This is a genomic window from Streptomyces sp. NPDC058001 (genome assembly GCF_042886315.1).
GTDB lineage: Bacteria > Actinomycetota > Actinomycetes > Streptomycetales > Streptomycetaceae > Streptomyces.
In genome coordinates this window covers 1,275-26,376 of record NZ_JBHVQT010000007.1, presented here as the reverse complement: position 1 = coordinate 26,376, position 25,102 = coordinate 1,275, and the positions used below count along the sequence as shown (strand labels likewise).

The 25,102-nt window shown below is 69.6% G+C and carries 23 protein-coding genes; 16 read left to right on the top strand and 7 right to left on the bottom strand.

What is annotated here, in order from left to right; translation table 11 throughout:
* Positions 1-28: 28 nt before the first annotated feature.
* The 4 genes from ACFVT5_RS18305 (at position 29) to ACFVT5_RS18290 (ending at position 3,616) form a co-directional block, all read left to right on the top strand.
* Positions 29-697 (top strand): DUF5133 domain-containing protein, encoded by a 669-nt coding sequence (locus tag ACFVT5_RS18305; RefSeq protein WP_389889419.1) that lies wholly within the window; start codon positions 29-31, stop codon positions 695-697.
* 101 nt (positions 698-798) lie between these two features.
* The gene (locus ACFVT5_RS18300; RefSeq protein WP_389888293.1) at positions 799-1,704 is read left to right on the top strand and encodes a LysR substrate-binding domain-containing protein; all 906 of its coding nucleotides are present in this window, start codon (positions 799-801) and stop codon (positions 1,702-1,704) included.
* Between the two features lie 154 nt (positions 1,705-1,858).
* Positions 1,859-2,674 (top strand): SDR family NAD(P)-dependent oxidoreductase, encoded by an 816-nt coding sequence (locus tag ACFVT5_RS18295; RefSeq protein WP_389888290.1) that lies wholly within the window; start codon positions 1,859-1,861, stop codon positions 2,672-2,674.
* Between the two features lie 126 nt (positions 2,675-2,800).
* On the top strand, positions 2,801-3,616 hold the full coding sequence (locus ACFVT5_RS18290) for a hypothetical protein (protein WP_389888286.1): 816 nt from the start codon (positions 2,801-2,803) through the stop codon (positions 3,614-3,616).
* Between the two features lie 37 nt (positions 3,617-3,653).
* On the opposite strand, the gene ACFVT5_RS18285 is transcribed toward ACFVT5_RS18290, so the two are convergent.
* Genes ACFVT5_RS18285 through ACFVT5_RS18275 form a run of 3 tightly spaced genes read right to left on the bottom strand, consistent with a single transcriptional unit; the run spans position 3,654 to position 6,148 of the window.
* On the bottom strand, positions 3,654-4,475 hold the full coding sequence (locus tag ACFVT5_RS18285) for an SDR family NAD(P)-dependent oxidoreductase (protein WP_389888283.1): 822 nt from the start codon (positions 4,473-4,475) through the stop codon (positions 3,654-3,656).
* A gap of 10 nt (positions 4,476-4,485) precedes the next feature.
* Positions 4,486-5,016: a nuclear transport factor 2 family protein gene (locus tag ACFVT5_RS18280; RefSeq protein WP_389888280.1), complete on the bottom strand. Its 531-nt coding sequence runs from the start codon at positions 5,014-5,016 to the stop codon at positions 4,486-4,488.
* Positions 5,017-5,056: 40 nt separating this feature from the next.
* The gene (locus ACFVT5_RS18275) at positions 5,057-6,148 is read right to left on the bottom strand and encodes a zinc-binding dehydrogenase (protein ID WP_389888277.1); all 1,092 of its coding nucleotides are present in this window, start codon (positions 6,146-6,148) and stop codon (positions 5,057-5,059) included.
* 190 nt (positions 6,149-6,338) lie between these two features.
* Between ACFVT5_RS18275 and ACFVT5_RS18270 the strand changes: the two genes are divergently transcribed.
* Positions 6,339-6,944, top strand: coding sequence for a helix-turn-helix domain-containing protein (locus ACFVT5_RS18270; protein WP_389888274.1), 606 nt, complete (start codon positions 6,339-6,341; stop codon positions 6,942-6,944).
* A gap of 45 nt (positions 6,945-6,989) precedes the next feature.
* Positions 6,990-7,400: a hypothetical protein gene (locus ACFVT5_RS18265; RefSeq protein ID WP_389888271.1), complete on the top strand. Its 411-nt coding sequence runs from the start codon at positions 6,990-6,992 to the stop codon at positions 7,398-7,400.
* Between the two features lie 87 nt (positions 7,401-7,487).
* Here the strand turns inward: ACFVT5_RS18265 and ACFVT5_RS18260 are convergent, their stop codons facing one another.
* Complete coding sequence (locus ACFVT5_RS18260) at positions 7,488-9,182, bottom strand: RHS repeat domain-containing protein (protein WP_389888268.1); 1,695 nt, start codon at positions 9,180-9,182, stop codon at positions 7,488-7,490.
* A gap of 52 nt (positions 9,183-9,234) precedes the next feature.
* Here ACFVT5_RS18260 and ACFVT5_RS18255 point away from each other — a divergent pair, with 52 nt between their 5' ends.
* Positions 9,235-10,467, top strand: coding sequence for a DUF6183 family protein (locus ACFVT5_RS18255; protein ID WP_389888265.1), 1,233 nt, complete (start codon positions 9,235-9,237; stop codon positions 10,465-10,467).
* A 31-nt stretch (positions 10,468-10,498) separates the two neighbouring features.
* Here the strand turns inward: ACFVT5_RS18255 and ACFVT5_RS18250 are convergent, their stop codons facing one another.
* From ACFVT5_RS18250 to ACFVT5_RS18240, 3 genes are all read right to left on the bottom strand, one after another.
* Entirely contained in the window at positions 10,499-12,394 is a 1,896-nt protein-coding gene (locus tag ACFVT5_RS18250) for an SMI1/KNR4 family protein (protein ID WP_389888262.1), read from the bottom strand.
* 367 nt (positions 12,395-12,761) lie between these two features.
* Complete coding sequence (locus ACFVT5_RS18245) at positions 12,762-13,823, bottom strand: ADP-ribosylglycohydrolase family protein (RefSeq protein ID WP_389888259.1); 1,062 nt, start codon at positions 13,821-13,823, stop codon at positions 12,762-12,764.
* A 116-nt stretch (positions 13,824-13,939) separates the two neighbouring features.
* Complete coding sequence (locus tag ACFVT5_RS18240; protein WP_389888256.1) at positions 13,940-14,932, bottom strand: ADP-ribosylglycohydrolase family protein; 993 nt, start codon at positions 14,930-14,932, stop codon at positions 13,940-13,942.
* Between the two features lie 230 nt (positions 14,933-15,162).
* On the opposite strand from ACFVT5_RS18240, the gene ACFVT5_RS18235 reads away from it, so the two are divergent.
* From ACFVT5_RS18235 to ACFVT5_RS18195, 9 genes are all read left to right on the top strand, one after another.
* Positions 15,163-16,146, top strand: coding sequence for a LacI family DNA-binding transcriptional regulator (locus ACFVT5_RS18235; RefSeq protein WP_389888253.1), 984 nt, complete (start codon positions 15,163-15,165; stop codon positions 16,144-16,146).
* Between the two features lie 98 nt (positions 16,147-16,244).
* Positions 16,245-17,558: an ADP-ribosylglycohydrolase family protein gene (locus ACFVT5_RS18230; RefSeq protein ID WP_389888250.1), complete on the top strand. Its 1,314-nt coding sequence runs from the start codon at positions 16,245-16,247 to the stop codon at positions 17,556-17,558.
* 73 nt (positions 17,559-17,631) lie between these two features.
* A complete protein-coding gene (locus tag ACFVT5_RS18225; protein ID WP_389888247.1) occupies positions 17,632-19,005 on the top strand; it encodes an ABC transporter substrate-binding protein in 1,374 nt (457 codons plus the stop codon).
* A gap of 3 nt (positions 19,006-19,008) precedes the next feature.
* The gene (locus ACFVT5_RS18220) at positions 19,009-19,932 is read left to right on the top strand and encodes a carbohydrate ABC transporter permease (RefSeq protein ID WP_389888244.1); all 924 of its coding nucleotides are present in this window, start codon (positions 19,009-19,011) and stop codon (positions 19,930-19,932) included.
* A complete protein-coding gene (locus ACFVT5_RS18215) occupies positions 19,929-20,786 on the top strand; it encodes a carbohydrate ABC transporter permease (RefSeq protein WP_389888242.1) in 858 nt (285 codons plus the stop codon). Before ACFVT5_RS18220 ends, ACFVT5_RS18215 begins: the two co-directional genes overlap by 4 nt.
* Before the next feature lie 30 nt (positions 20,787-20,816).
* Positions 20,817-22,316 (top strand): alpha-amylase family glycosyl hydrolase, encoded by a 1,500-nt coding sequence (locus tag ACFVT5_RS18210; RefSeq protein ID WP_389888239.1) that lies wholly within the window; start codon positions 20,817-20,819, stop codon positions 22,314-22,316.
* A gap of 414 nt (positions 22,317-22,730) precedes the next feature.
* Positions 22,731-23,138 carry a cupin domain-containing protein gene (locus ACFVT5_RS18205; protein WP_389888236.1) on the top strand — a complete coding sequence of 136 codons (408 nt, stop codon included), beginning with the start codon at positions 22,731-22,733 and terminating at the stop codon, positions 23,136-23,138.
* A gap of 422 nt (positions 23,139-23,560) precedes the next feature.
* Positions 23,561-24,304, top strand: coding sequence for an IPT/TIG domain-containing protein (locus ACFVT5_RS18200; RefSeq protein ID WP_389888233.1), 744 nt, complete (start codon positions 23,561-23,563; stop codon positions 24,302-24,304).
* 132 nt (positions 24,305-24,436) lie between these two features.
* On the top strand, positions 24,437-25,102 hold a 666-nt coding region (locus ACFVT5_RS18195; protein WP_389888230.1), incomplete at its 3' end, for an IPT/TIG domain-containing protein.

Here is a 25,102-nt window from a genome sequence, read left to right as displayed (position 1 = left end):
CTCCGTGACGGTCTCCGTGACGACGCCCATGACAAGCGGCCCCCCGCTTCAGGATCGACCGGTTCGTGGCGGCCCGCATCACCGGCGGGCCGAGCGATCACGCGATCACGCGATCACGCGTATCGCGTCGCGGAGCGGGAAGACCCCCGGATATGGCGGGGTCATGGAGGACACCGCCCGGAAGCTGTGCGCGGCGACGGGGACCGTGGCTGTACGGGACGCGATCGCCGCCGCCGACATGGCGCTCGCCGAGGCGTGCCGTGCCGCACCGCGGGACAGCGGCGCGCCGGCCTCACGGCGTGAGCGAACGGAGCGAACGGAAGGAGCACGGATGAGCATCGACAGACCGTGGTCGTACCGGCCGGACAGCGGCCACACCGAAGGCCAGGACCTGACGGGGTTCACCGTCGAGGCGACCGACGGGACGGTCGGACAGGTGGACCGGCAGACCGACGTCTCCGACATGCGCCACCTCGTGGTCGACACCGGGGTGTGGGTCTTCGGCAAAAGCGTCCTGGTCCCGTCGGGAGCCGTCACGGGTATCGACCCGCGGGCCCGGCAGATCAAGCTGGCGTTCACGAGGGACGAGGTCAAGGCGGCCCCGCTGTTCCGAACCGACCGGGAAACCCGGGACCCGGACTACCTGGACCGGGTGGACGCGTACTACAGAACGCTGCCCCCCAGGCAGCCCGCATGACGTAACATCCGGAGCCCGGCCCACCCGCCCCGGCACCGACCGGACTCTCGCGCCAGGCGCCGCGATGGCGTCGATTTCGGCAACCGTGATCCGATGAACCCATGGAACTCCGGGAGATGCGAGCGTTCGTCGCGGTTGTCGAGGAGGGTGGTCTGTCCGCCGCGGCCCGCAGGCTGCACATCAGCCAACCCGCCCTGTCACAGACCGTGGTCGCTCTGGAGCGGCGGTTCGGTGTGCGGTTGCTGGTGCGCAGCAGTACGGGAGTCCGGCCCACCGACGCCGGAGTCACGCTGCTGGCCGAGGCCCGCGCGGTACTGGCCCGCCATGACCGGGCACTGGCCGCGATGGCCGCCCACACCGAGGCCGGCGGCAGCGTGCTGCGGATCGGAATCCCGCTGGAGCTGCCGACCGACCTGCTCTCCCGTGCCCTGGCCGAACTCGCCGACGCCAGTCCCGTCACCCGGGTCCAGGCCCGTCACCTGTCGACCGCCGAGCAGCTCACGGCACTGCGTGACGGTGAACTCGACCTCGGACTGCTGCGTGAGCGCCCCACGGGACCGGACCTCGACGCGATGCTGGTCGTGGAGGAGCGCCTCGGTGTCCTGCTGGCCACGGAGCCGGCCGACAAGCTGCGCGGGCCCGAAGGGATCCACCTGGACGCCCTGGCCGGACTGGACTGGGTCGGCTTCCCGCGCTCCGGCAGCCCCGCCTGGTACGACGCCCTCACGGCGACGCTGCGCGGCCACGGCATCGACATCGGCGCCGAACCTCCGGCGGGACAGTCACTCATCGCCGAGGTCAAACTCGCCGCCGTGGGCACCGGCCGGGCCTTCACCCTCGCGCCCCCCAACTGGTCCCAGCCGCTCCCGGACAACGTCACCTGGTCCCCGCTCGTCGGCCACCCTCTCGTACGGCGCACCTGGGCGGTGTGGCCCGCCGGCTCGCACCGGCGCGACCTCGGCCACCTCGTCGCGGCCCTGGACCAGCCACCGTCCGCCGGTCTCTGAGCGCGTAAAATTGCAGGTCAGAGGCGTCTAAGTGGCGCTTATGGGGGCCATCGGTCCCGTGTATGACCTCCCGGGAAGTGCGCGGGGCGTCTGCGGCTTACACCACCCGTAGCGAGCCCCTTCGTGGAGCACACACATCCGGGAGTGAGAAACGATGTCTGGACCATCTGGAGTATCTGGACCGTCTCGACCGTCCGAACTGTCCGAACCGGCTGAGTCGTCGGGAACTTCGGCCTCGTCCGGCACTTCGGCGTTGGTGACGGGCGGCACCAGCGGTATCGGCCGGGCGACGGCCCTGGCACTGGCCAGCCTCGGAGCGCGGGTCGTCCTGTCCGGCCGTAACGCCGAACGCGGCGAGAAGGTCGTGGCGGAGATCGAGGCGGGCGGCGGCCAGGCCCATTTCGTGGCCGCCGATCTGCGCGACGAGACCTCGGCCCGCACCCTCGCCCGCGAGGCCGCCGCGCTCGTCGGGCCCCTCGACATCCTGGTCAACAACGCCGGGATCTTTCCGTTCGGACCGACCGGCGATGCCACCGAGGCCGACTTCGACGCGGCGTACGGGCTGAACGTGAAGGCGCCGTACTTCCTGGTCGCCGAGATCGCCCCGGGCATGGCCGAACGCGGCCGTGGCTCGATCGTCAACGTGACCACGATGGTCGCCGAGTACGGCGCGGACGGCATGAGCCTGTACGGCTCCAGCAAGGCCGCCCTGGTACTGCTGACCAAGTCGTGGGCCGCCGAGTTCGGGCCGCGTGGCGTGCGCGTGAACGCGGTCAGCCCGGGTCCGACCCGCACCGAGGGCACCTTCGGGATGCCCGAGGTCCTCGACGCCCTGGCCGCCCAGGCACCGGCCCGACGGCCGGGAACCGCTCAGGAGGTGGCCGACGCCATCGTCTACCTGGCCACCGACCGCGCCAGCTTCGTCCACGGCGCGGTACTGCCGGTCGACGGCGGACGGATCGCGGTCTGACGTATGGTCAATCCCGGCCTGGGCGGCGGCACATGGCGGCCTACGCGTGGCGGTGGCGCATGACGGCGCATGCGCCCTGCGCCGTCGAAGCGCCGTGTGAGGACCCCTGTGAACCCTGTGAGCCCTATGACCCCTGGGACAGTGCCCCCCGTACCGCCGCGTCCTACGCTCCTGCCCGTCCGCGAGCATTCCCGCGCGGTGTTCGTCGGCTCCAGTGCCTGTCTGCCGCAGTCGACCTCCGCCATCCGGCAGCCGGAGGAGGTGACCGACCGTCTGACAGAGGTGCTCACCTCTCCCGGCCCCCATGGCGCGTTGCACCGGCAGGGCACCACCTGCGTACGGGACCCGGAGCGGCCGGCCGATGTGCTCGACGCCCTCCGCCAGGCCGCCGAACTGGCTTCGGACGTCCTGCTGTTCTTCTACGCCGGTAGCGCCTTCCTCCACGGGAGCGGGCTCGTTCTCGGCGTGGGGGAGACCGATCACAGGCGCCCGGCCGAGACCGGCGTCGCCCTGGACACGGTGGCCGAGATCATGAGCACCGGCCGGGCGGCCCGGCCCGTCGTCATCCTCGACTGCGACTACGGGGATCTCGCCGCCCACAGGTTTGCCGAAGCGGTCCCCGGCCTCTCCCTTCTGGCCGCCGGGACCTCAAGCTTCCGGCCCACGGTGGATCCCTTCACCGCGACCCTGATCGAGGGGCTGACGGGCGGTGTTCAGGACGGCCCGGAGACGCTCGATCTCGTGACACTCCAGAACGCGATCGAGGCCGACTTCACGCGCACCCGCTACTTCGTGGAGAACGAGTACATCGGGGGGCCGTCGAGTGTACTGGCGCGGGGTGGCCGGAATCTTGCCCTTGGCGTCAACCCGGCCTTCGGCCGGAACGGCTCCGGTGCGCTGCCGCCGCATCCGGATGTCGTCCATGAACAGGAAGCGTGGTGATGACCGCCTTCCCTCGCTGGTACGGGACCTTCAGTGATCATCGCTCAGTGCTGGGTACTTCCGTCGCGGTGTGCGCGGACGTGCCCCGGCTCATCGCCAGCACCGCGTCCCGGCGGTTCAGCCCGCCGAACGGTGAACCGCCGGTAGGCGCGTCGCTGCCGTAGATCCAGGTGGGTCCGTCGGCGAGGTGGTCGAGCGCTTCCTCGGCCACGTCGTTCGGGTCGGCGAGTTGGCCGAGCGGTCCGGCCCCGCCGTCGAGCGCCCGGCGCAGGGAGGGGGTGTCGGTCCGGCCGAGTACGAGCCCGAGGACGTCGACTCCGCAGGTGCGCCACTCCGCCCACAGACTTTCCGCGAGGATGAGATCAAACGCCTTCGTGGCCCCGTACGCGGCGCGCGTGGCCCCGCCCGCCCAGGCCGCGCCCGATGTCACCAGCACCATGGCCCCTCGCTTGCGCGCCACCATCGGGGCGCCGAAACGGTAGGCCGCTTCGAGCACGGCGGCGCAGTTGCGGTGGACGAGTTGCAGGTGGGTGTCGAGGTCCTTGTCCAGGAACGCCGTACTGCGGTCGTCGCCACCGGCGTTGTAGACGAAGAGCCCCACCTCCAGGTCGGAGGCCGCGCGTTCCAGTGCGGAGAGGGCGCCCGGCGTGCTGAGGTCGAGCGGGACGGTGCGGACCTCGACGCCGTACCGCGCCCGGATGTCGGCGGCGGACGCCTCAAGGACGGGGACCCGTCGCGCCACCAGTACGACGTTCATGCCCCGGGACGCCATCGCGTGGGCGAACGCGGCACCGATGCCGTCGGACCCACCGGCGACAATGCCCCACGGTCCGTAGGTGCTGGTCAGAGTCTCAGCCATGGGGTACCTCTCAACTCGGCCGACTGGGTGGGGAGTTCGGTGGATCGGCTGGGTCGGGCGCCAGCAACTCCCGGTGTTCGGCGGTGCCGTCGAGGTTGGCGTTGATCCGCTCGGTGACGCGCCAGCCCTGCGGGGTGCGTGCCCAGCGCCAGGTGTTCGCGGAGACCCGGGCCACCCAGAACCGTTCGGCGTCGGCGTCCCACCGTATGTTGAGCGCGTAGCCACGGCCGGTCGCACGGTCACCGTCGACCACGATGTGCGGCACGGTCAGGACATGTCCGCAGCCACCCCGGATCAGGCTCTGGTGCCCGTCGCCATGGACCATGCCGGCGATGTCGTCCCGGCCCCGCATCCGCAGTTGGGGTACGGCGTCGAAGGTGCCGTCGTCGGTCCACAGCGCGGCGGCGGCCTCACCGGAACCACTGTCGACGGCGGGCCCGTACTGGGCGACGAGCTGCATGATCTCGACCTGGTCCTCCAGTGCGCGGGTCTTCGCCGCCAGCAACTCGACGGTGGCACGAAGTTCGTCGATCTCGCTCATATGGCCCTTTCTGAACGCGTGTTGCCTGTCCGGCATCGGGTCAGGGCACGACGATGATGCGGGCCGGCCCGTTGGCGTCGCGTGCGGCGTCGAGGGCGGCGGGCACCTCGTCAAGGCCGACGGTCCGGCCCAGCATCGGCCCGACATCGAGGCCGCCCGAACAGACCGCCTCGAACGCCTCGTCCCAGTGGGCCATCGTCGGGCCGCCGCCGAACTGGATGTTGAGGCCCTTCCGCTTGGCGGTCAGGGTGTGCAGGTGGTCGCCCTCCGGCGGACCGCCCACAGAGAAGATCCGGGTGCCGCGCTCGCAACCCTTGATGATCGAGTCGAGGACGCCCGGGACACCGACACACTCGAACACGACGCATCCCGGCAGCCCGGCAAGCGCCATCAGTTCCTTCAACGCCTCCGCCGACCCACCCGACCTGCCCGACGCGGCTGACCCGGCCGACGCCTGGGCCACATCGCGCCACGCCTCGTACGGAGAGAACTCGGCGGGATCGACGACCACATCGGCGCCCATGGCGAGCGCGGTCGCGCGCCGCGAGGCCACGAAGTCGACCGCCAGGATCGGGCCCACACCAAGGCGTTTGAGCTGGGCGATCACCGAAAGGGCGATCGCGCCGCAGCCGATGACCAGCGGCACCTCTTTCGTCGTCACCTGTGCGCGCGACGCCGTCGACCAGCCGACCGAGATCGCGTCGGCGACGCACACGATCTCGCTCGGGAGATCCGAACCCACGACCCGGGTCATCACCTCGGTCAGCAGCAGGTACTCGCCGAACCCACCGGGCGATTCCGGGTTCTGCCCGATGATCCGGCGCCCTGCGGCGGTGGCCAGAACGGGCAGGGAACTCACCCGCGTACCGATGGGGATCCGGCGCTCGGTGCCGGGGCCGTGGTCCACGACCTCGGCGCAGTACTCGTGGCCCATCACGATGTCGACATCCTGGTCGTACGTCGACATTCCGCTGTCGTCGTCGGCGCCCGCCTCCGGATGATCCATGAAGTGCAGATCCGACGCGCAGATCCCGCACGCGAGCGAACGCACGAGGAGCTGGCCCGGTCCGGGGACGGGATCGCCGATGGTCCGCGTCTCGACTCTCCCGCCTCGCAGCACAGCAGCACGCATAAGCCACTTCTCCTCGCCGTGAGGGGACGGGGGACACCTTCGTGCCCTCCGCAGGGGACTGTAGCGACGCCACGGGAGTTATAGAAGACAGTCTCCTGAAAATAATTATGGAAGAGGGTGTCCTATATGTGAGGAGCGGGGGCCGTAGGGAAACGGGACTTGCCTGGCCACGGTCACTACACTCGCCGACATGGCAGAGCCGCCCCGCCGCCCGGGACGCCCCCGCGACGCGAGCATCAACGAACGAGCCCTCACGGCAACGCGTGAGTTGCTGGTCCAACGCGGCTTCGACGCGACGACGATCCAGGCCGTCGCTGAGCACTCCGGTGTGCACGCCTCAGCCATCTACCGGCGCTGGCCGTCCCGTATCGAACTGATCGAGGAAGCCACGTTCCCCGGACTCAGCCCGCTGAGCGTCCGGCCGACGGGGGATCTCCGGCGCGATCTGCGCCGCTTCATCCGCGCCTACCTCGCCGCCTTCGGCGCGCCCGCGGCCCGCGCCGCAGCGGCCGGCCTCCTCGCGCACCACCAGACATCGGACCGCACGCGTCCGCCGGAGCTGTACCTACGGGTGTCGGCGCGCCCGCAGTTCCAGGACATCCTGCGCGCCGCGCCACCCGGAAGCGTGGACCCCGACGTCGACCCGGACGACGTCTTCGACATGCTCCTCGGCGCCGTCCTTGCCCGCACCCTGCTGTTCAGCGCCACGGCGCGACGCCGGCCCATCGAGCGCACCGTCGAAATGATCCTCAGACTCCTCCGCCCCGCCGCCGGCGACGGGCCGACGCGGTTCTGAGCGCGGGGGTGTGCGCTCGGCGCCCCGGCGCGGGATGATTCCTCCATGAGAACAAAGGCGTTGATGTGGACCGGAGTTGCCCTGTGTGTGGCGGGTGCGGCCACGCTGATCGTGGTCGCCGTCGTCGACCTCGGCAAGGCGGACCAGACGGCGAGCGTGACCGGCGGCGTCGTAGGTCTCGTGGGCCTCGCGCTCGCCCTGTACGCGCAGTTCGGCACCGCCGCCCCGCCGCCCGCTCCATCGGGTGTCGACGCCTCGGGCGACGGCGCCATCGCGGCGGGCGGGAACATCGGCGTCGCGTCGACGGGAGGCACCACACCGCCCAGCGCAACGCCGCCCACGCCCCCCGCACCGCCTTCGGGCCCGCCCCAGCAGCAGCCCGGCAACGTGAGCGCCTCCGGCAAGGGCTCCATCGCAGCGGGCGGCGACATCGGCTCCGCGTCGACCGGCACCTGACGAGTGACGGCCTGATGCCATGTGTCGCGGCGGTCGGGGATCAGATCGGATACGCCGTGTGGATATGGCCGTCGCGGATGACGACTTCTACGGTGCTGGTTTCCCGCCCGCTGCCGTTGATGCCCACCGGTTCGCCGTGGTCGAAGCGGTGCCGGTGAGTGTCCTGTCCGGCCCTGGCGCGGGGGTTGGGTATGGCCGGGGTCCCGTCGACGCCCTCCCGGAGCCGTCGGCCGAGGGCGAAGTGTCGCCGTCCCAGAGGAAGTCGTCGTAGAACTCACCGGGCAGTGAGGGTTCAGGCCCTGTGGGGTCGGCGTTCTCCCTTACCCGGTCCTGGGCACCGGGTCCGTGCTGGCCCTCGATATGGGCCTCGCGTTCCTCCGCGATGCCGTGCCTGCTGCTCTCGCAACTCACCAGCCCCCATGGGTCAGTCCAGCGCAGCGGGTCGGGGACGTACGCGTGGTGGTTCGGTGCGGGGGCGAGGCCCAGCGGGTCCGGGCTGATGTAACGGGCGTTCTCGGGATCGTAGTAGCGGCGGAAGTTGTAATGGAGGCCGGTCTCGGGGTCGTGGTACTGGCCCGGGAAGCGGAGGGGGCAGTCGACCCGGTCCGCGGCGCCGCCCAGGGGTGTACCCCAGAGCGTGGTGCGTGACCGCCACGCGATCCGGCCCTCGTCGTCGACCAGTTCGGTGGGCGTACCGACCAAGTCGGTGACGATGGCGTAGAAGCGGCGGTCGACCTCGTCCTGGTCGCTCTGGAGCAGGGCACGGTTGGTGCCGGGAGCCCATTCCCAGCTTTGGGTGGGGCCGCCGGCGGAACTGCTCTGTTCCACCAGGTGGGAACTGTCCCAGGTGAAGACGGTCTCCTCGACCGGTCGGCCGTCGTCGGACAGCAGCCGCTTGGCGACACGTCGACCGAGCCCGTCGTAGACATACGCCCAGCGGCGTCCGTCGGGCGTCGTGACCTGAGTGAGCCGGTCCTCGGCGTCCCACGCGTAGGTCCATTCCCGCGTTCCCCCGGACAGCAGCTTGCGCGTCTGCCGGACGAGGCGCCCCTGTGCGTCGTGGACGTAGGTGATGTGGCCGGCCCTGCGTATGAGCGTGCCGTCGTGGACCCGCCGCCCCTGCACACCCTCCGGTGCGTCCGCCCCGCTGACGTTGCCGGCCGCGTCGTACGCGTACCGCTCGGACCACCCGGTGGCGGAGACCGTCTCTACCCGGCCGAGACGGTCACGGGTGAATCGGCGGACGCCGTAGGTCTGGTCCTCCACCGCGGCCAGGCTGCCGTCCTGTCCGTATGTGTACGAGCGTTGCAGAAGTGCCTCACCCGAGGGACCCGTGTCGGACGCGGCCTGTCCGAGAACCGTCCGGCTGGTCAGACGGTGTCCGGCGTCCCACTCCTGGGACAGTACCGCCGTCTCCCCGAGCCGCCGCTCGATCTCGTGCCCCGATGCCCCGTACGTGAAGGACAACGCGTGGTCGGCGAGTCGAATCCGGGTGGGGCGGTTGTTCGCGTCCCATTCCCAGCGACTGACGGCGCCCGACGGAGTGCGGCGCTCCACCCGCCGGCCGAGGATGTCGTACGTCGAGTGCAGCGCGCGACCGTCGCACTCCTCGGTGACGACACGGCCCAGCGCGTCGCGTGTGAGGGCGAGACGCGTGTCGGGGGTGACGGCCGCGACCAGGTGGCCGGCGGAATCGTAGGTGAAGGTCGTGGTCGCCTCACCGGAGTGCCGCTCCACGACCCGTCCGCACGCGTCGCTCCCCCCGTCGCATCGCGCACCCAACGCACGTATGCCTCAGCAAAGTTACTTGGTCCTCAGCTCGTAGACTCGGCGAGTGAGCCGCAACCACGTGACGCCCGGGGATGATGCTTCCGATCACCATCTCTGGGGGCGGTCCGAACCGGCGGATTTGAAGAATCTGGCCGAGCATCGGCCGGAGGTGCTGTACGAAGCGCTGGAGGAGCTGTGCCGCCGAGTGTCCGGCGGAGGGGCCGATGGAGCTTCCGCGGCCCGGACCGTCGGGCGGATCGCCGAGACCCTCGCCGACACGCGCTCGCGGGAGTGTGCCGCGTTCGCCGTGGACATCGTGAGTCGGCTGCTGCCCTCCGGGGCCACGGCTCGTAAGGACACGGATCGCCAGGGCACGGACCGTAAGGAAGCAGACCGCGAGGCAGGTGACCGGCTGCTGCGGTCGGTGGCCGCGCGGCTGGCCAAGGCTCAGCAACTGCGCGACCTGGAGCCGCTGTTCGGCGAACTGCCGGAAGGAATCGAGGGTCCGGCGGTCGAGCTACGGGCCTGTCTCCTCGGGGAGCTGGCGCTGATCGGCTCGGGGCTCGGTCGGCGCCTCCTGGACGCGTACGCCGAAAGGCTGCGGGAGTTGGGGCATCCGCTGGCTCAACTGCCCAGGGAGCGGCTGGACATCGAGCATCGGCTCACGGTCCGTGTCCGGGGCCTGGGGTCGATCAAGACATCGAAGCAACTCCGGTCACGTTTCCCGGAGATCCCCCCGACCGACAGCGGTGCGGACGCGGGCCGCGGCGCCGGTGAGACGCAGGACGACGTGCGCGCGACGGCGCTCGCCGGGCCGTTCACGCTCGGCGGCTGGGCCCGCGAGCCCGAGGCACGGTTCTTCACAGTGCCGAGCCCGCTCAGCACTGACGACTTCGGCATCTCCTTCATCAAGGAACTGCCCCTGGACTGCCTGGCAGGCGAAGGCGGACACCGGGGCAGCGCGCTCGCCTGTGCGACGACACCCGACGATGTGCTCAACGAACTCTTCTCGGCTGCGTACAACGGCGGAGTGAACGGGCACGGGCAGGGCGGTGCCTACGCGCGGCTGTACGCCTGGGGCAGCCTGTACGCGCTGATGGGGCTGGCGGCCGACGTGCCGTACCTGGAAGCGGTGCGGCGCGCCGCCGATCACCGGTGGCTGCGCTTCATGGCCTTCACGGACTGGTTCCACCACGACACGGCGGACGTGGCGTTCGCCGTACTCGATCCCACCCGGACCCGGGTCGCGGTGCTGGCGGCGACCGATACCGACGCCGGCCAGGACCTCGTTGGGTAGCCCATGGTGAAGACAGTGCGGTGCAGGGTGCTCACCAGTTCATGCGGATCACCGCGTACGTCTCGCCGTTCTCCGGTGGCCGAGTCCAGGAGCGGGTGGCGAACGTGTGCAGGCGCCCGTTCACGATCGCGTGACGCGGCAGACAGGCACCGAACTCCCCAGCCACGGCTTCCAGCAGCGACCGTTCCGCCTCGGCGCCGTCCTCCAGGTCACCGAAGAACCGGCTCGGTTCCAGCGCCCGCGGTATGTCCCCGCTCTTCTCGATCTCTCCCTCCGCGTACGTGAAGGCGTACTGCTCGGCACCGTCTCGTGCCACCGAAAGGTGGAAGAACGGGTCCCCGCGCCCTGCCCTCAAACCACTCCACACCACGACGGCGCGGGTGCCCGCGCTGACGGACGCGGACGGGGAGATGAACCGTTGCCGGTGGAACGGGGCAGGGCCGCCGTCGAAGGCGAAGCTCCAACCGGTGCCGGCCCGGCCGACCGCCATGAGAGCCCTGTCGTCGTAGGACGAGAACTCCCTCTGGTTCTGCCGCGATCTGTGGTGCTTCTCCCAGGCGGTCATGGGTGCGTTCAGCCCGGTGTCGTCCCCGTCCGCGAGACGTTCGGGCAACTCCTCCGGCTCCACCCCCTCCACCAGGACAAACCGGTACGACGTGCGGTTGCCGCCCGGGTCCGGCTCCGCGAGCCACGCCAGGTCGCCCGGGTCGAGCCCGGCCGTCGGACTCGGTGCCTCGCCCGCCTGCCCGCCCCGTGGTGTGGAGAGCAGTTCGCGGCCCCGCTCCGGGGTCAGCAGCGGCCCGAGTAGCGGGTCGGCCACCCACCCCAGCGGCGCCAGGTGGTCCGGTCCCAGCGGCTCCCACAGGGGCAGGGCATTCCTCAGCGTCCGCCAAGCCCCGTCGGTGTCTCCCCAGCGCGCCAACCCCCGTGCCCGGTCGACGGCTTCCCCGAACGGTCCGGCCGCCGTGTACCGGTACGTACCGTCCCGTATCTGATCCAGCATCGCGTGAGCCAGTGACACCAGGTCGTCACCGGCGCCTCGCAGATGGAACGTCAGCGTGGAGTCGTCCCGGTACGAGTGGGCCGCGTGCTCGGCGACCAGCGGTGGCAGCAGTTCGGGCGCGTACCGCGGGTCCGTCACCGGGCCGTCGAAGTACACCATGTACGTCTGTCCGAGCAGACGGCGTATCTGGTCACCCAGCCCGGCGGCCCGCGGCCTGCCGTACTCCTTGGCCTCGTCCAGCGCCTTTCCGGCTTGTTCCCAGCCGCCGCGCAGCGCCTCCAGCCGGGCTTCCTCGATCAGGGCGTCCAGCTTTCGCGTCGTGTCGTTGGCGAACACCGGCTCCTCGTCGCTCCGGTGCGCCCGCAGGGTGTGGAACTCCCGGTGCATGTCCCGCATGAACTCAAGGAAGTTCGGGTACCGCTCGGGTGGCGCGGCCCGCCAGCCCGCCCAGGTGTACACGGCCCACTCACCGTCCTCGTCCACGTCCTCGGGATCCATGAGGACGTACATGGCATCGGACTGGACGTCGAGTTGCAGTCCGCGCCGCCAGAGGTCCGCCTCCCGCAGCTCCTCGGGCTGGGAGTCCTCGTCCAAGTTCTCCTCGAACACGTCCGCGAGTCCCGACTCGTCGTTGTGCCAGCGCGCCTCCTTGGTCCCCGCCAGCAGCCACACGAACCCGCCCGCGTGCTGCCACCCGTCGCTGACCTTGAGGAACTCCCGGTACGACGGGGGCATTCGGAGGCCGATGCGCTTCTCCATCGCCATGATCCGATCCTCGGACGCGGGCGGGAACCCCAGCCAACGCGCCTGCCGCGCGGCCTCGTCGTCCTCGCCCCGCGTCTCGCCCTCCGGCAGAGAATCCGCCCACTCCCCGCTCCACCCGAGCAGAAAGGACCGCCAGTCGAATGCCGTGGTATCCGTCATACCCCCGATGCTCCCACCCACCACTGACACCACCCGCACCACCAGCCGAACCGCCCCGTCCCCTTCCATCAGGGAGGTCCGGTGCGGTGAAGCGCCCCGCAAGGGGCGCGGGGAACTGCGCGCCCAGCCCACGACGGCCTGCGGCTTTGGTCATGCCCCCTTCCATCGGGGAAGTCCCGTGCGGCGAAGCGCCCCGCAAGGGGCGCGGGGAACTGCGCACCTGGCCCCCGACGGCCCGCGGCTTCCGTAACGGCCCCCTACCGTCGGGGAAGTCCCGTGCGGCGAAGCGCCCCGCAGGGGGCGCGGGGAACTGCGCACCCACCCCCCGACGGCCCGAGGCCCCCGTACCGGTCCACCCGCGGAGCACTCAGCTCTGTTCCCCAGCCGCGACGAGCCCGTCCGCGACGGCGATGAGCGAGGTGCCGGCCAGCCGCGGCACGCAGTGCCCACGTACCCGATCAACCTTCTCCCGCCACCGAAGCGGCAGCGCACCGGCACCGTTCAGCGCACCGGTGAGGGCGCCCACCATCGCGGGCATGCTGTCGCTCTGCTTGGCGACCATGCCGGCCAGCGGCAGCGCGGTCACCGGGTCCCCGCCGGTCGACAGGACGATCGCGAACGCGGAGGCGAGCGTCTCAGGGGCGACGGTGCCGAAACTGTAAGAGGCGTTGGCCACCTGGTCGTTGAGGTCGGCGATCAGGTCCAGGGGAGTGGCGGCAGCGGCAGCCAGGTCGAGCGCGCGCGTCATCTGCCGGGAGAGCCAGCTGTCCCGTGGGATCCGGTCGACTCCGGTGGTCACCGCCTCGACGGTGTCCGCTCCGGACAGGGCGGCGGCGATACTCGCCGCCATCGCCGCCGCCGCCCACACACCGTCGTCGGCGTGGGTGATTTCGGCGAGGCGGGTGGCCACTCGGGCCGCCTGCTCGGGGTGGCCGGCATGCCGGATGCCTACCGGTACGGCGCGTGCCACGGCGCCGTCGTCGAAGCACGCCGGGTTGTCGTTCCCGGTGGCCGGGGGTGTGAGGCCCGCCCGAGTGTTGACGATCGAGGAGCGTTCGGCGATGCCCGACCACACCTCGTCGGCCCGGTCCACCACCAACTTCCGCCACCCGGCGAAGAGTTCCTCGCTGGTGGCGTCGTCGCCGGAGTCGAGGAGGATGTGCGCGGCGACGACGGCGAACTCGGTGTCGTCGGTCCCGGCCAGCTCCAGCGGCTCCGGGCGGCCCAGCGTGAACGGCAGGGGGAACCGCAGCACTTGGTTGGTGTCGGCCTCGGCGCTGAAGTGCCACAGCCAGTCCCGCGGTTCGCCGAGGCGTGCGCCCCGGTGGTAGAGGGCGGGCAGGCCGGCCGCGTCGCCGATCGCCAGCCCCAGCAGGGCCCCTCGGGCGCGATCGCGCAGGTCCGAGGGGGAAGCAGCGGGTGCGGTCATGCGACTGGGTCCTTCCTGAGTAACTACTTGAGTGACTGCCGGAGTGGTTTCCTGAGCAACTTCCTGAGTGATGTCCCGAGCAACTTCCTGAGTGACGTCCCGAGCAGTACGCGACGTCATGCGCCGGCCTCTTTCGCGAGCAGCACCGCGTGCAGATCACGGGCGAGAGCCGCGAGGTCCGTCCCGGCCGTCGAGGCGATGCAGTGGCCACGGACGACGTTGATCCGTTGGCGCCACTTCTCGGGGACGGCCTGAGAGCCGTGCAGCGCGCCGGCCATCGACCCGGCCATCGCGGCGATGGTGTCGGCGTCGCGGCCGACGTTGGTGCCACCGAGCACCGTGGGAACGTACTCACCCCGGGCGGCGACGAACACACCCATCGCCAGGGCCGTGGCTTCCGGTCCCACATCGGCGAAGGGGTAGTGGAAGATCGAGATCCGCTCGTACAACTCGTCCAGGGCTGCCGAAAGATCCTCGTTCGAGGCGCCGATGTCGACCGCGCGGCGGATGGTCCGCCCGGTCCAGGAGTCGGCGGGCGCAGCCCCGAGCGCGGCGTCCACCACCTTCTGCCAGGAGTCGGCGGTCAGTGCGGCGGCGACACCGGCGGCGATGACCTGGGCGCAGTAGATCCCGTCCTTGGCGTGGGAGACCTGGGCCTCGATCGCGGCCAGCCGGGCCGCCTCGCCCGGATCACCGGCGCACAGGATGCCGACCGGCGCGATCCGCATCGCGGCGCCGTCGCTCCACATCTCGTGGTTGTCGCTCCCGGTGACCGGTGGGGCCAGCCCGGCGCGAAGATTGTTGATCGCGGTCATCTCACTGAACCCGCCGCCGTAGAAGCCGCCCACCTGGTTGACCAGATTCTCGGTCCAGGTGGCGGCCACTTGGGCCGGGGTGAGCTGTGCGCCGTGGTCCAGCAGCACCCGTGCCGTCAGCACCGCGTACTCGGTGTCGTCGGTGCCCGCCGGGTCGTCGTCGACGAAGTCGGACACCCACCCGTACCGCTCGACGATCTGCGCCCGGGTGAGGCCCTCGGTCGGCGCCCCGAGCGCGTCGCCCACCGCCTGTCCGATGAGCGCGCCGTACACACGCTCGAACGATGAAGTCACTGGAACCTTCCTTGACTACCTTGCCCGCAGAACTATGCAAGACGATTTGCACGCCAACTGAAGCCGATGCCCTGCTCACCGTCAAGACTCGGTCCGTAATTCACGCAACAGCCTCGAGATCTTCGATTAATGCGTGATTTACCTCTTGACAACATCGACACGCGAGGCGAGTGTGGCGGCCACGAAGCGCCAAACGTTTTGCATGGAGGTCAAAGGTGCCGCAGGTCGGGATGACAGAGGTCGCCGCGCAGGCCGGGGTTTCCGTCACGACGGTGTCCCATGTGCTGTCCGGACGCCGACCGGTCGCCGAGAGCACCAGAGCCCGGGTCCTTGAGGTGATCGAGGAACTCGGGTACCAGCCCAACTCGCTGGCTCAGGGCCTGCGGACGCGCCGCACGATGACCGTGGGGCTGTTGGTTCCCGACCTGACCAACCCGTTCTATCCGATGGTCCTGCGCGGCCTGGACGACGTCCTGGTGCCGGCCGGGTACCGCGTCGTGGTGTGCAACACCGACGGGGCCCGCGAGCAGGAGGACGCCTTCCTGCGGGACATGGCCACGCGCAGCGTCGACGGGGCCGTCGTCGCCGCCTTCCAGCTCCCCCGCAAGGACTTGCTGGAGCACCGCAAGAACATGCCGGTGGTCCGACTCGGCGGCGGGTACTTCGACGCCGACCTCGGTGACCTGGTCCGCAGCGACGACGAGGGCGGAATGGCCCAGGCGGTCCGCTACCTGCTCGAACAAGGCCGCCGCAAAGTCGCGTACATCGGTGGCACCCGGCACACCGGCCCCAGCGATCTCCGCGAGGCGGGCTATCGCCGGGCGCTGGCCGAGGTCGACCGGGTGGTCGACGAGGACCTGGTGGTCCGGGGTGGCTTCACCCGGGACGCGGGCCGGGAGGCGGCGGAAGCCCTGCTGAACAGGGAGGAGCGGCCGGACGCCATCGCCTGCGCCAACGACCTCATCGCGATCGGGGTGCTCGACGCCGCCCGCAAGCACGGCCTGAAGGTGCCGGACGACCTCGCCGTCACCGGATACGACGACATCGACGCCGCGTCTCTCGTCCACCCGGCGCTCACCACGGTGGTGAACCCGGCGCGTGAGGTGGGGCGTGCCTGCGGTACGGCTCTCCTACGGCAGCTCACGGCCGAGGAGGCCGAACCCGCCCGAGAGCTGGTCATCGCCAACTCCCTGGTCCGCCGGGAGTCGGCCTGAGGGCCCCCACCGCTGAGGGCCCCGCCCCTGAGAGCCCCACGCCTGCGAGCCCCACCCCGGAGAACCCCTTGCACATGAACCGACAGGAGCAGTGAACGGTGCACCACGACCACCAGCCCCACGATCCGCGTGAACTGCTGCGCTGGGAGCTGGCACAGCGGCGGGAGAGCGGGTTCGCGCTCGGCGATCTCGCCGAAGCCGGGCAGCGGGCCGCTGACGGCGACGACGCGACAGAGGCCCGCAGGGTCCTCGACGCGCTGTACGCGACCAGCCGCGACGAGAGGTGGGCGTACGAGGAGCCCGAGAGCCTTGAGGCCATCCTCGCCGGCCTGCCCGACGTCGCTCCTGTGCCCACCATCGGCGACGCCGAACTGCGTGACCGGATGCTCGGAGCCTGGCTCGGCCGCTGCGCCGGATGCAACCTCGGCAAGCCGGTCGAGAGCGGCGACCACTGGACGGCCGCACATCTGCGCACCTACCTCAAGCTGGCGGACGCCTACCCACTGCGCGACTACATCCCCGTCCTGGACCCGATGCCCGAGGGCTTCGAGCTGCGCGAGTGCTGGCCCTTCACCACCCGTGGCCGGATCACGGAGAGCGCGCGCGACGACGACATCGACTACACGATCCTCGGCCTGCACATCCTTGAGGAGTACGGGTTCGACTTCACCACCGCCGATGTGGCCACGGAATGGCTCGACCGGCTGCCGTACACGCAGACGTTCACCGCCGAGCGCGTCGCCTACCGCAACCTCGCGATCGGGCATGCCCCCGGCCTCGCGGGCACGGTCGACAACCCTTACCGGGAGTGGATAGGCGCCCAGATCCGCGCGGACATCTTCGGCTACGTGCACCCGGGCAACCCCCGGGCCGCCGCCGAACTCGCCTACCGCGACGCGACGCTGTCGCACTCGGCCAACGGTGTGTACGGGGAGATGTGGTCGGCCGCGCTGGTGGCCGCCGCGTTCACCGGCACCGCGCGGGAGGCCGTCGAGACGTCCCTGACCTGTATCCCGCCCGGCAGCCGCCTGGCCGAAGCCGTCAGGTTCGTCCTCGACCGGCATACGGCCGGGGACACCTGGGAGGAGGCACGCGCGGCCATCGGGGACCGCTACGGCCACTACTCCTGGGTCCACACGATCAACAACGCGGCCCTCGTCGCGGCCGGACTCCTGTGGGGGGACGGCGACTTCACCGCCACCATCGGACTCACCGTGCAGGGCGGCTGGGACACCGACTCCAACGGCGCCACCGCCGGCAGCGTCGCGGGGATCATCAGCGGCGCCCAGCGTATTCCGCCGCACTGGGTCGAGCCGTTCCACGACACCACGCGCAGCGCGATTCGCGGCTTCGACCGCTCCCGTATCTCGGACCTCGCCGAGCGCACCGTACGACTGGTGACGAGCAGATGACTCCCCACCAGCCCCAGCCCCATCAGCCCCCCTCCAGTACCACCGCGAACACCAGAACTCGGAGGCTGCTCCTATGCCCGCACCACTTTCACGTCGCCGGTTCCTGCAGCTCACCGGCACCGCCGCCCTGGGCGCGACCACTTTGACCGCCTGCGGATCGGGGAGCGGCGCCTCCGGGAACCAGATCAACTTCTGGGGCGCGTTCGCGAGCAAGGACATCGAGAAGTACTTCCAGAAGCAGTTCATCGACGGCTACAACAAGACCGCGACCGGTGCGAAGGCCCTCGATGTCCGTATGACGGTCAAGCAGATCGACACCATCGACCGGCTCACCCAGACCGCCGTCGCCTCGGGCAGAGGCCCCGACCTCATTACCACCACCGGTCCGGCGCAGACGCTGAGCTATGTCAACAACGGCAACCTGCTGCCGCTGGACGAGTATGTGGACAAGCTCGGCTGGCGGGACTCCTTCCTGCCGTGGGCCCTGGACGCCGCTCGCGTGGACGGCAAGCTGTACTCGCTCCCCGCCAACCTCGAAACCCTGTCCGTCTACTACAACCCGGCCACGCTCGACAAGCACGGCTGGAAGCCGCCGACCTCCCGGGCCGAGTTCGAGGACCTGTGCAAGGACGCGAAGGACCAGGGCATCGTGCCCATCGGCGCGGGCAACGCGGAGTGGAAGCCGGCCACCGAGTGGCATGTGACCTGGGTCTGGAACACCTTCGCCGGACCCGAGGCCCTCTATGAGGCGCTCACCGGGAAGCGCAGGTGGACCGACCCGGTCTTCGTCGAGGCGATCGCCCTGCTCAAGAGCTGGTTCGACAAGGGCTGGTTCGGCGGCAGCACGGACCGCTACTTCACCAACAAGTTCACGACCGTCTACGAGCAGTTGGCGAGCGGCAAGGCAGCCCTGTACTTCAACGGGTCGTGGACGTTCAGCGAGATCGGACCGTACTTCGGCAAGGCCGCGGGCAACGACGCGACCTGGGACTGGGCGCCCCTGCCGTCCCTGAACAGCGGAGTGCCCGCGGAGGTGCAGCCGCTGTCGATCGGTACCGCCTACTCCGTCAACAAGGACTGCGAGCACCCCGCCCAAACCGCCGACTGGCTCACCTACGTCCTCGCCGATCCCCGCCGTCAGCTCGACTATCTGTCCTCGACCGGTGTGGCACCCGCTCCCGTCAAGATGCCCGAGAAGGACTTCCCCTCGGACATCGACCCCCGGGTCAAGCGCCAGTACCTGGAACTCAGCACCGCCAAGAACATCGGCTACACGACGTGGACGTTCTGGCCCCCCAAGTCGGACACCTACATCTACGAGCAGATGGAGAAGGTACTCACCGGCAAGCTCAGCCCCAAGGACTACTGCGCCGACCTGGACAAGCTGTTCCAGCAGGAGCTGAAGGCCGGGGCACGGCCACCCGTGCCCGCTCCGAAGGGCGCGTGAGCCATGGCCGTCCTCCAGGTCGACCGTCCCAAGGCGCCACACGCGCCCCCCGGCCGGGGCGCCCGACGCTCCAAATTGCGCCGCACCGCCATCGGGTTCGCGTTCATGGCGCCGCTGCTCGTGGTGAACATCGTCGTGATCGCCGTGCCCGCCGTCCTGTCGATCTGGTACTCGTTCACCGACTGGACCGGCCTCGGCCCGGCCCACTTCATCGGCCTGGACAACTACCAACGGCTGTTCGGCGACGAGGAGTTCCGTAACGCGCTGTGGCACAACACCCTGTGGACGGCGTTCTTCCTCACCGTGCCCATGGCCATGGGCCTGCTGGGAGCGTTCCTGCTCTCCCGCGTCCACCGCTTCCACATGCTGTTCCGCGTCGCCTACTTCATCCCGTACGTCGTCGCCACCGTCGTCTCCGGCTCCATCTGGGAGAGCCTGCTCGACCCCGACCAGGGCATCCCGCACGGCCTGCCCTTCCTCCAGGACGTCAACTTCCTCGGCGACCCCGATCTCGCCCTGGGCACGGTCGCGTTCGTCAACACCTGGCAGTGGTGGGGCTTCCTCGTCGTCATCTTCCTGGCGTCGATGCAGGCGGTGAATCCGTCGCAGTACGAGGCCGCCCGCCTGGACGGGGCGACCCTGTGGCAGGAGTTCTGGCACATCACCCTGCCGGGAATCCGGCCGACCCTGATGTTCCTCGGCCTGATGACCGTCATCTGGTCGTTCCTGATCTTCGACTACATCTACATCCTCACCCAGGGCGGCCCGGCCGGCTCCACCGATGTGCTCGGCACCCTGCTCTACCGCAACGCCTTCGCCAACCAGGAAGCGGGCTACGCCGCGTCGACCGGCGTCGTCATGGCACTGATCAGCGTGCTCGCCGTCTCCGGCTTCCTCTACCTGCGCCGCCGGGGGTGGGACATTTGAGTACCGCGACAACCCCGCGGACGCCCGTCAGGAAGATCTCGCCCGGACGGTACGCGGTCTACGGCGTCCTTCTGCTGCTCGCGCTCTTCGCCATCGGCCCGATGCTGCTGTTCGCGTTCAACGCCCTCAAGACCCGCTCCGGCCTCGCCGACAATCCGCTCGGCCTGCCCACAAGCCCGCAGTGGCACAACTTCGTCGACGCCTGGCAGCAGGCCAACATGGGCGTCGGCCTGCGCAACAGCGCCATCGTGGTGATCGCCACCGCGCTCGGCGTGTGTGTCATCTCCAGCTGCGCCGCATACGCGCTGAGCCGCCTGCGCGTCCCCGGCAGCAACGCCTTCATCTACTACCTGCTGGTCACCACGGCCCTGCCGATCCAGCTCTTCCTGGTCCCGCTGTTCTACATGTGGACCAACCTGGGCCTCTACGACAGCCTGTTCGGCCTGGTCATCATCTACTGGGCCATCTTCAGCCCCTTCGCCACCCTGCTGATCCGCTCCTTCATGGTCGGGCTGCCCAAGGAGTACGAAGAGGCCGCCCGGCTCGACGGAGCAGGCGAGTGGCGGGTGTTCGCCCGCGTGGTCCTGCCGATGGCCTGGCCCGGACTCCTGACGGCCGCGCTCGTCGCGGGACTTCAGGCGTACAACGAGTTCCTGCTCGCTGTGACCTTCATCCAGAGCAGCGACAAGATGCCGGTCTCCACCTCGTTCTTCAACTTCAAGTCCGGCTACACGCAGGACTACACGCTCGTCAGCGCCGGCGGTCTGATCATGGTCATCCCGGTCCTGATCGCCTTCCTCCTGCTCCAGCGCCGGTTCATCGACGGCTACACCTCGTCGGGCATGACGGGCTGAATCCATCCCACCTCCCTCCAGGAGATTCGTATGGCACTCTCCAGACGTAGCATCGCCCTGTCCGGAATGTTGGGCCTTGCCCTGGTACTTCCTCCGGCTCTGCCGGCCGCGTCCGCCCCGTCCACCGTGCCCGCGGGGAGGAGCACCCAGCACTCGACGGACTCGACGGCGTCGACGGACTTCCAGAACCTCAACGGCTTCATGTGGTTCTACAACACCTACTTCGACTACAAGTTCAAGGACATCGAGAAGGACCTCGGCGACCTCAAGAACCGCGGTGTCCGGGTGCTCGGCTTCTTCAGCCCGTACAACGGCGACAAGAACGTGTGCGACGGCTGCTCCCCGTCCGACTTCTATTCGGTACCGCCGCAGAACGGCACGATGAAGGACTGGAAGAACCTGGTCGCCGCGGCGCACCGCAAGGGGATGAAGGTCGTCTCCTACTTCGTCAACATCTACATGGACGAGAAGGCGCCGTACTTCAAGACCGCCGAGCGGCAGTACGCGGCCGGCGACCGCACCTCGCGCGAGGTCAGCTCCTTCCACTGGACCACGGACCCCACCGACCCGCTGCCCAGCCTGCGGATGGGCCCGCCCTGGGCGAGCACCTGGGAGTACAGCGAGACGGCCGGCGCCTACTACTGGAAGCTCTGGTTCGGCCCCGGATTCGACTACGACCTGGCCGGCAACACCGCCGAGGTGGAGCGGATCGAGAAGTTCTGGCTGGACACCGGGATCGACGGGTTCATGTGGGACGTGGGCACCACCGACCCGCGCTGGAAGCCGTACGCGGTGGACATCCCGACCACCTACACCACCAACGACAAATGGCTGACCCATGAGCGGGCGAACGCCGCCACCGCCGAGGCCAACAAGGCGTTCGGCCTGACGTCCTGGTTCAACTACAAGGACTCCGACACCGAGAACGACTACTCGCGGATCGTGGACGGCACCACCGACGCCGACGGTCTGGAAGCCGCCCTGCACAACACGGACATCGCGCGGGAGGCGGGCGCGACCACGTACACCTGGAGCATCTGGGGCGACGACGCCGCGACCAATCTCGACCCGCACATCTATCCGACGTATGCGCGGGACGACGTCATGCGGGTGCAGGAGGCGGCGCTGCTGGCCGGGTCCGGGATTCTGTACGGGGCGGGCATGTACGACCAGTACATCCGCTGGTCGCCGAAGCTGAGGTCGAACTGGGAGAAGGTGCTGCGGACCGTCAACGCCAACAAGGCGCTGCTGCCGGCCGCCGACCGCACCCAGGTCCCCGCCGGGGACGATCCGCAGGCGTACGCGATGCGGCGCACCAGCGAGAACGGCAAGCAGACCGCGCTGCTGGTCTACAACTTCGACGACGCCCCGAAGAAGGTGACCGTGAACCTCACGGGCACGGGCATCGACACCAGCCAGACGCCGAAGGACCTCTACAAGGGGGGCAAGGCGCCCGCGATCAAGGGCAACTCGTACTCGGTGACACTCCCGGCGTACGGCTTCACCATCCTCGACGTGAAGTCCCACTAGCGGCCGGCCCCTCCAGGCCCAACCGCGGGGCGGAGCGGCACCCACCCGAGGCCGCCATCCACGGCAAGTCGGTCGCGGATCTGGACACCGGCACCGCCCGCCGGGCCGCCCTTGCACTGGAGCGCGCCGGACTGCGCGCCTACTGCCTGTCCACGAGGGTCTTCGACGACCATGTGGAGCGCGGGGAGGAGGTATTTCGCACCGAGCATCTGGCCACGCTCGACCGGGTGTTGGAGGCGCCGGCGTACTGCGGCCCCGCTTTGTCCGACTGATCGCGGGAAAGCTCACCGGTGCCGGTGCCGGCGGCTCCGTGCCCCGTCTCAAGAACGAGAACCCCTGGGTCGCCGACGTCCATCAGGCGGCGCTGCTGTCCGACAACCAAGAAATCGACTTGACCGACCTGAAGGACAAGGCGTGAGCGAGTACGACTTCCACCAGCACCTGCGCACCACCGTCGAGCACGTCATCGAGCCGCAGCCGTGGGGTCGGCTCGAATGGTACGTCTCGGCGGCCATCGGCAACTCCACGACGATGACCGTCGGCAAGTGCGTACTCGACCCCGACCAGGCCAACGGGCGCCACTGTCACCCGAACTGCGACGAGATCCTCACCGTGCTCAAAGGCCGCATCATTCAGCACTGGGACGACCAGTCGAGGGTGATGGTGGAAGGTGACGTCGTCTCGATCCCCAGCGGCGTACGGCACAGCGCCCACAACATCGGCGCCGGACAAGCCGAACTCGCCATCTCCTTCTCCAGCGCCCACCGACAGACGGTCGGCGCGGAGCGGTGGTCGAGGTGTCGCGGGGTTCGGCGGGCCTGAACTGACTGCCGGGCCAATAGAATTACCGGATCGGCAGATCTTCATACGAGCGCCGTATGTGTACCGCATTTCACGCCCGAGCGCTCGCCTGAATGGCTGACTCGCCAGCCGAAGACTTGCCTTGATTTCACCCGAGTGGGTTACTCGTTCTATCCGCATAGGCGGGTGTACGCATCCTCAACCGACGCGAGCAAGTTCCTTGTTTTCGGCGCCAGTTGGCGCTGACAGTTGTGTTTCTCAATGACCTTGTATGCGGACGGGCGGCCGGCAGACCGTCATCCGAACAATGGCACAAGGCCATTGAGATACCACGTGGCCCGTGGACACGAGAGCTGGCTCGCACCCACCAGGGCGGTTCGAGGATCCGAACGCCCCAATCACGCTCGGCAATGTACCGCATTCCGAGCGAGAAAGAAGCTCTCATGCCCATCAGCCCGAACCAGGGATCCAGTGGTGGCGGCACACTTGTGACCATCACCGGCACCAACCTCAGCGGCACCTCCGCGGTGCGTTTCGGCACCCGGAGCGCCACCTCGGTCACCAACGTCTCACCCACTCAGGTCACCGCGGTCTCCCCTTCCGGCAGCGGTGCGGTCGGCGTCACGGTGACCACTCCGGGAGGGACGAGCAACCCGATCCCCTTCTACTACGTCGGGGCGCCGTTCAAGCAGTCCCTGAGCCCGACCTCCGGGTCGACCGCGGGCGGCGGGACCGTCACCATCAACGGCACCGGTCTCTCCAGCGCCACCAGCGTCGCCTTCGGCGCCAACAGCGCCGTTCCCACGGTGGTGTCCGACAGCCAGATCACTGTCGTCGTACCGGCCGGCGCGGCCGGCGCGGTGGGCGTCACCGTCACCACGGCGGGCGGCACCAACAACGGCCTCTCGTACACCTACGTCGCCGCGCCGACGGTGACGACGGTCGCCCCCAATGAGGGGCCGACGTCGGGCGGTACCGCTGTGACCGTGACCGGGACCAGCCTCACCAGCACCTCCTCGATCACGTTCGGCGGCACCCCGGCACCCTTCACGGTGATCTCCGCCACCTCGGTGTCGGCGGTCACGCCTCCCGGGGCCGCGGGCGCGGTCGACGTGGTCGTGACCAACGACGCGGCCAGCGCGACGGCTGCGGGCGCGTTCACCTACGTCGCCGGTCCCGGCATCTGACCGAGCCTCAGCGGCACGGTCACGATCGAACCAGCCCCACCCGGGGCGGACGGGGCAGCCCTGACGGGGTGTCTCGTCCGCCCCTCCCTACCCCAGGCCCCTTCGGGGCCTTCTGAGACCTACGGAGACATCGTGGAAGACAGCCCCCAGGGGGCGGTGGCCGCTCTGCTCGCGGCGGCACCTGTCCTCGGCTCGGTCGTACCCAGTACGGGGCCCGCGGCGGGCAACAACAACGTCACCCTGAACGGAAGCGGTTTCATCGGGGCCACCGCGGTCACCTTCGGAACCTCGGCCGCCCTCACCTACACCGTCAACTCCGCTACGCAGATCACCGCCGTGGCGCCCGCGGGGACGGGAGCGGTGCCGGTCACCGTCCGAACCCCCGGCGGGACCAGCAATTCCGTCACCTACACCTACGCGGCGACGCCCACCCTCGTATCGCTCTCGCCCAGCCAGGGTCCGACGGCGGGTGGTACGTCGGTCGTTTTGACGGGGAGTGGTTTCTCGGGGGCGACGGCGGTGACGTTCGGGGGTACGGCGGCGACGTCGTACATCGTCAACTCCGCTACGCAGATCACGGCCGTGGCGCCCGCCGGAACGGGGGCGGTGCCGGTCACCGTCACCACGGTCGGCGGTACCACGGGCCCCGTCTACTTCTTCTATGTCAGCGCCGCTTCCCTCGTATCGCTCTCGCCCAATCAGGGTCCGACGGCGGGTGGTACGTCGGTCGTTTTGACGGGGAGTGGTTTCTCGGGGGCGACGGCGGTGACGTTCGGGGGTACGGCGGCGACGTCGTAC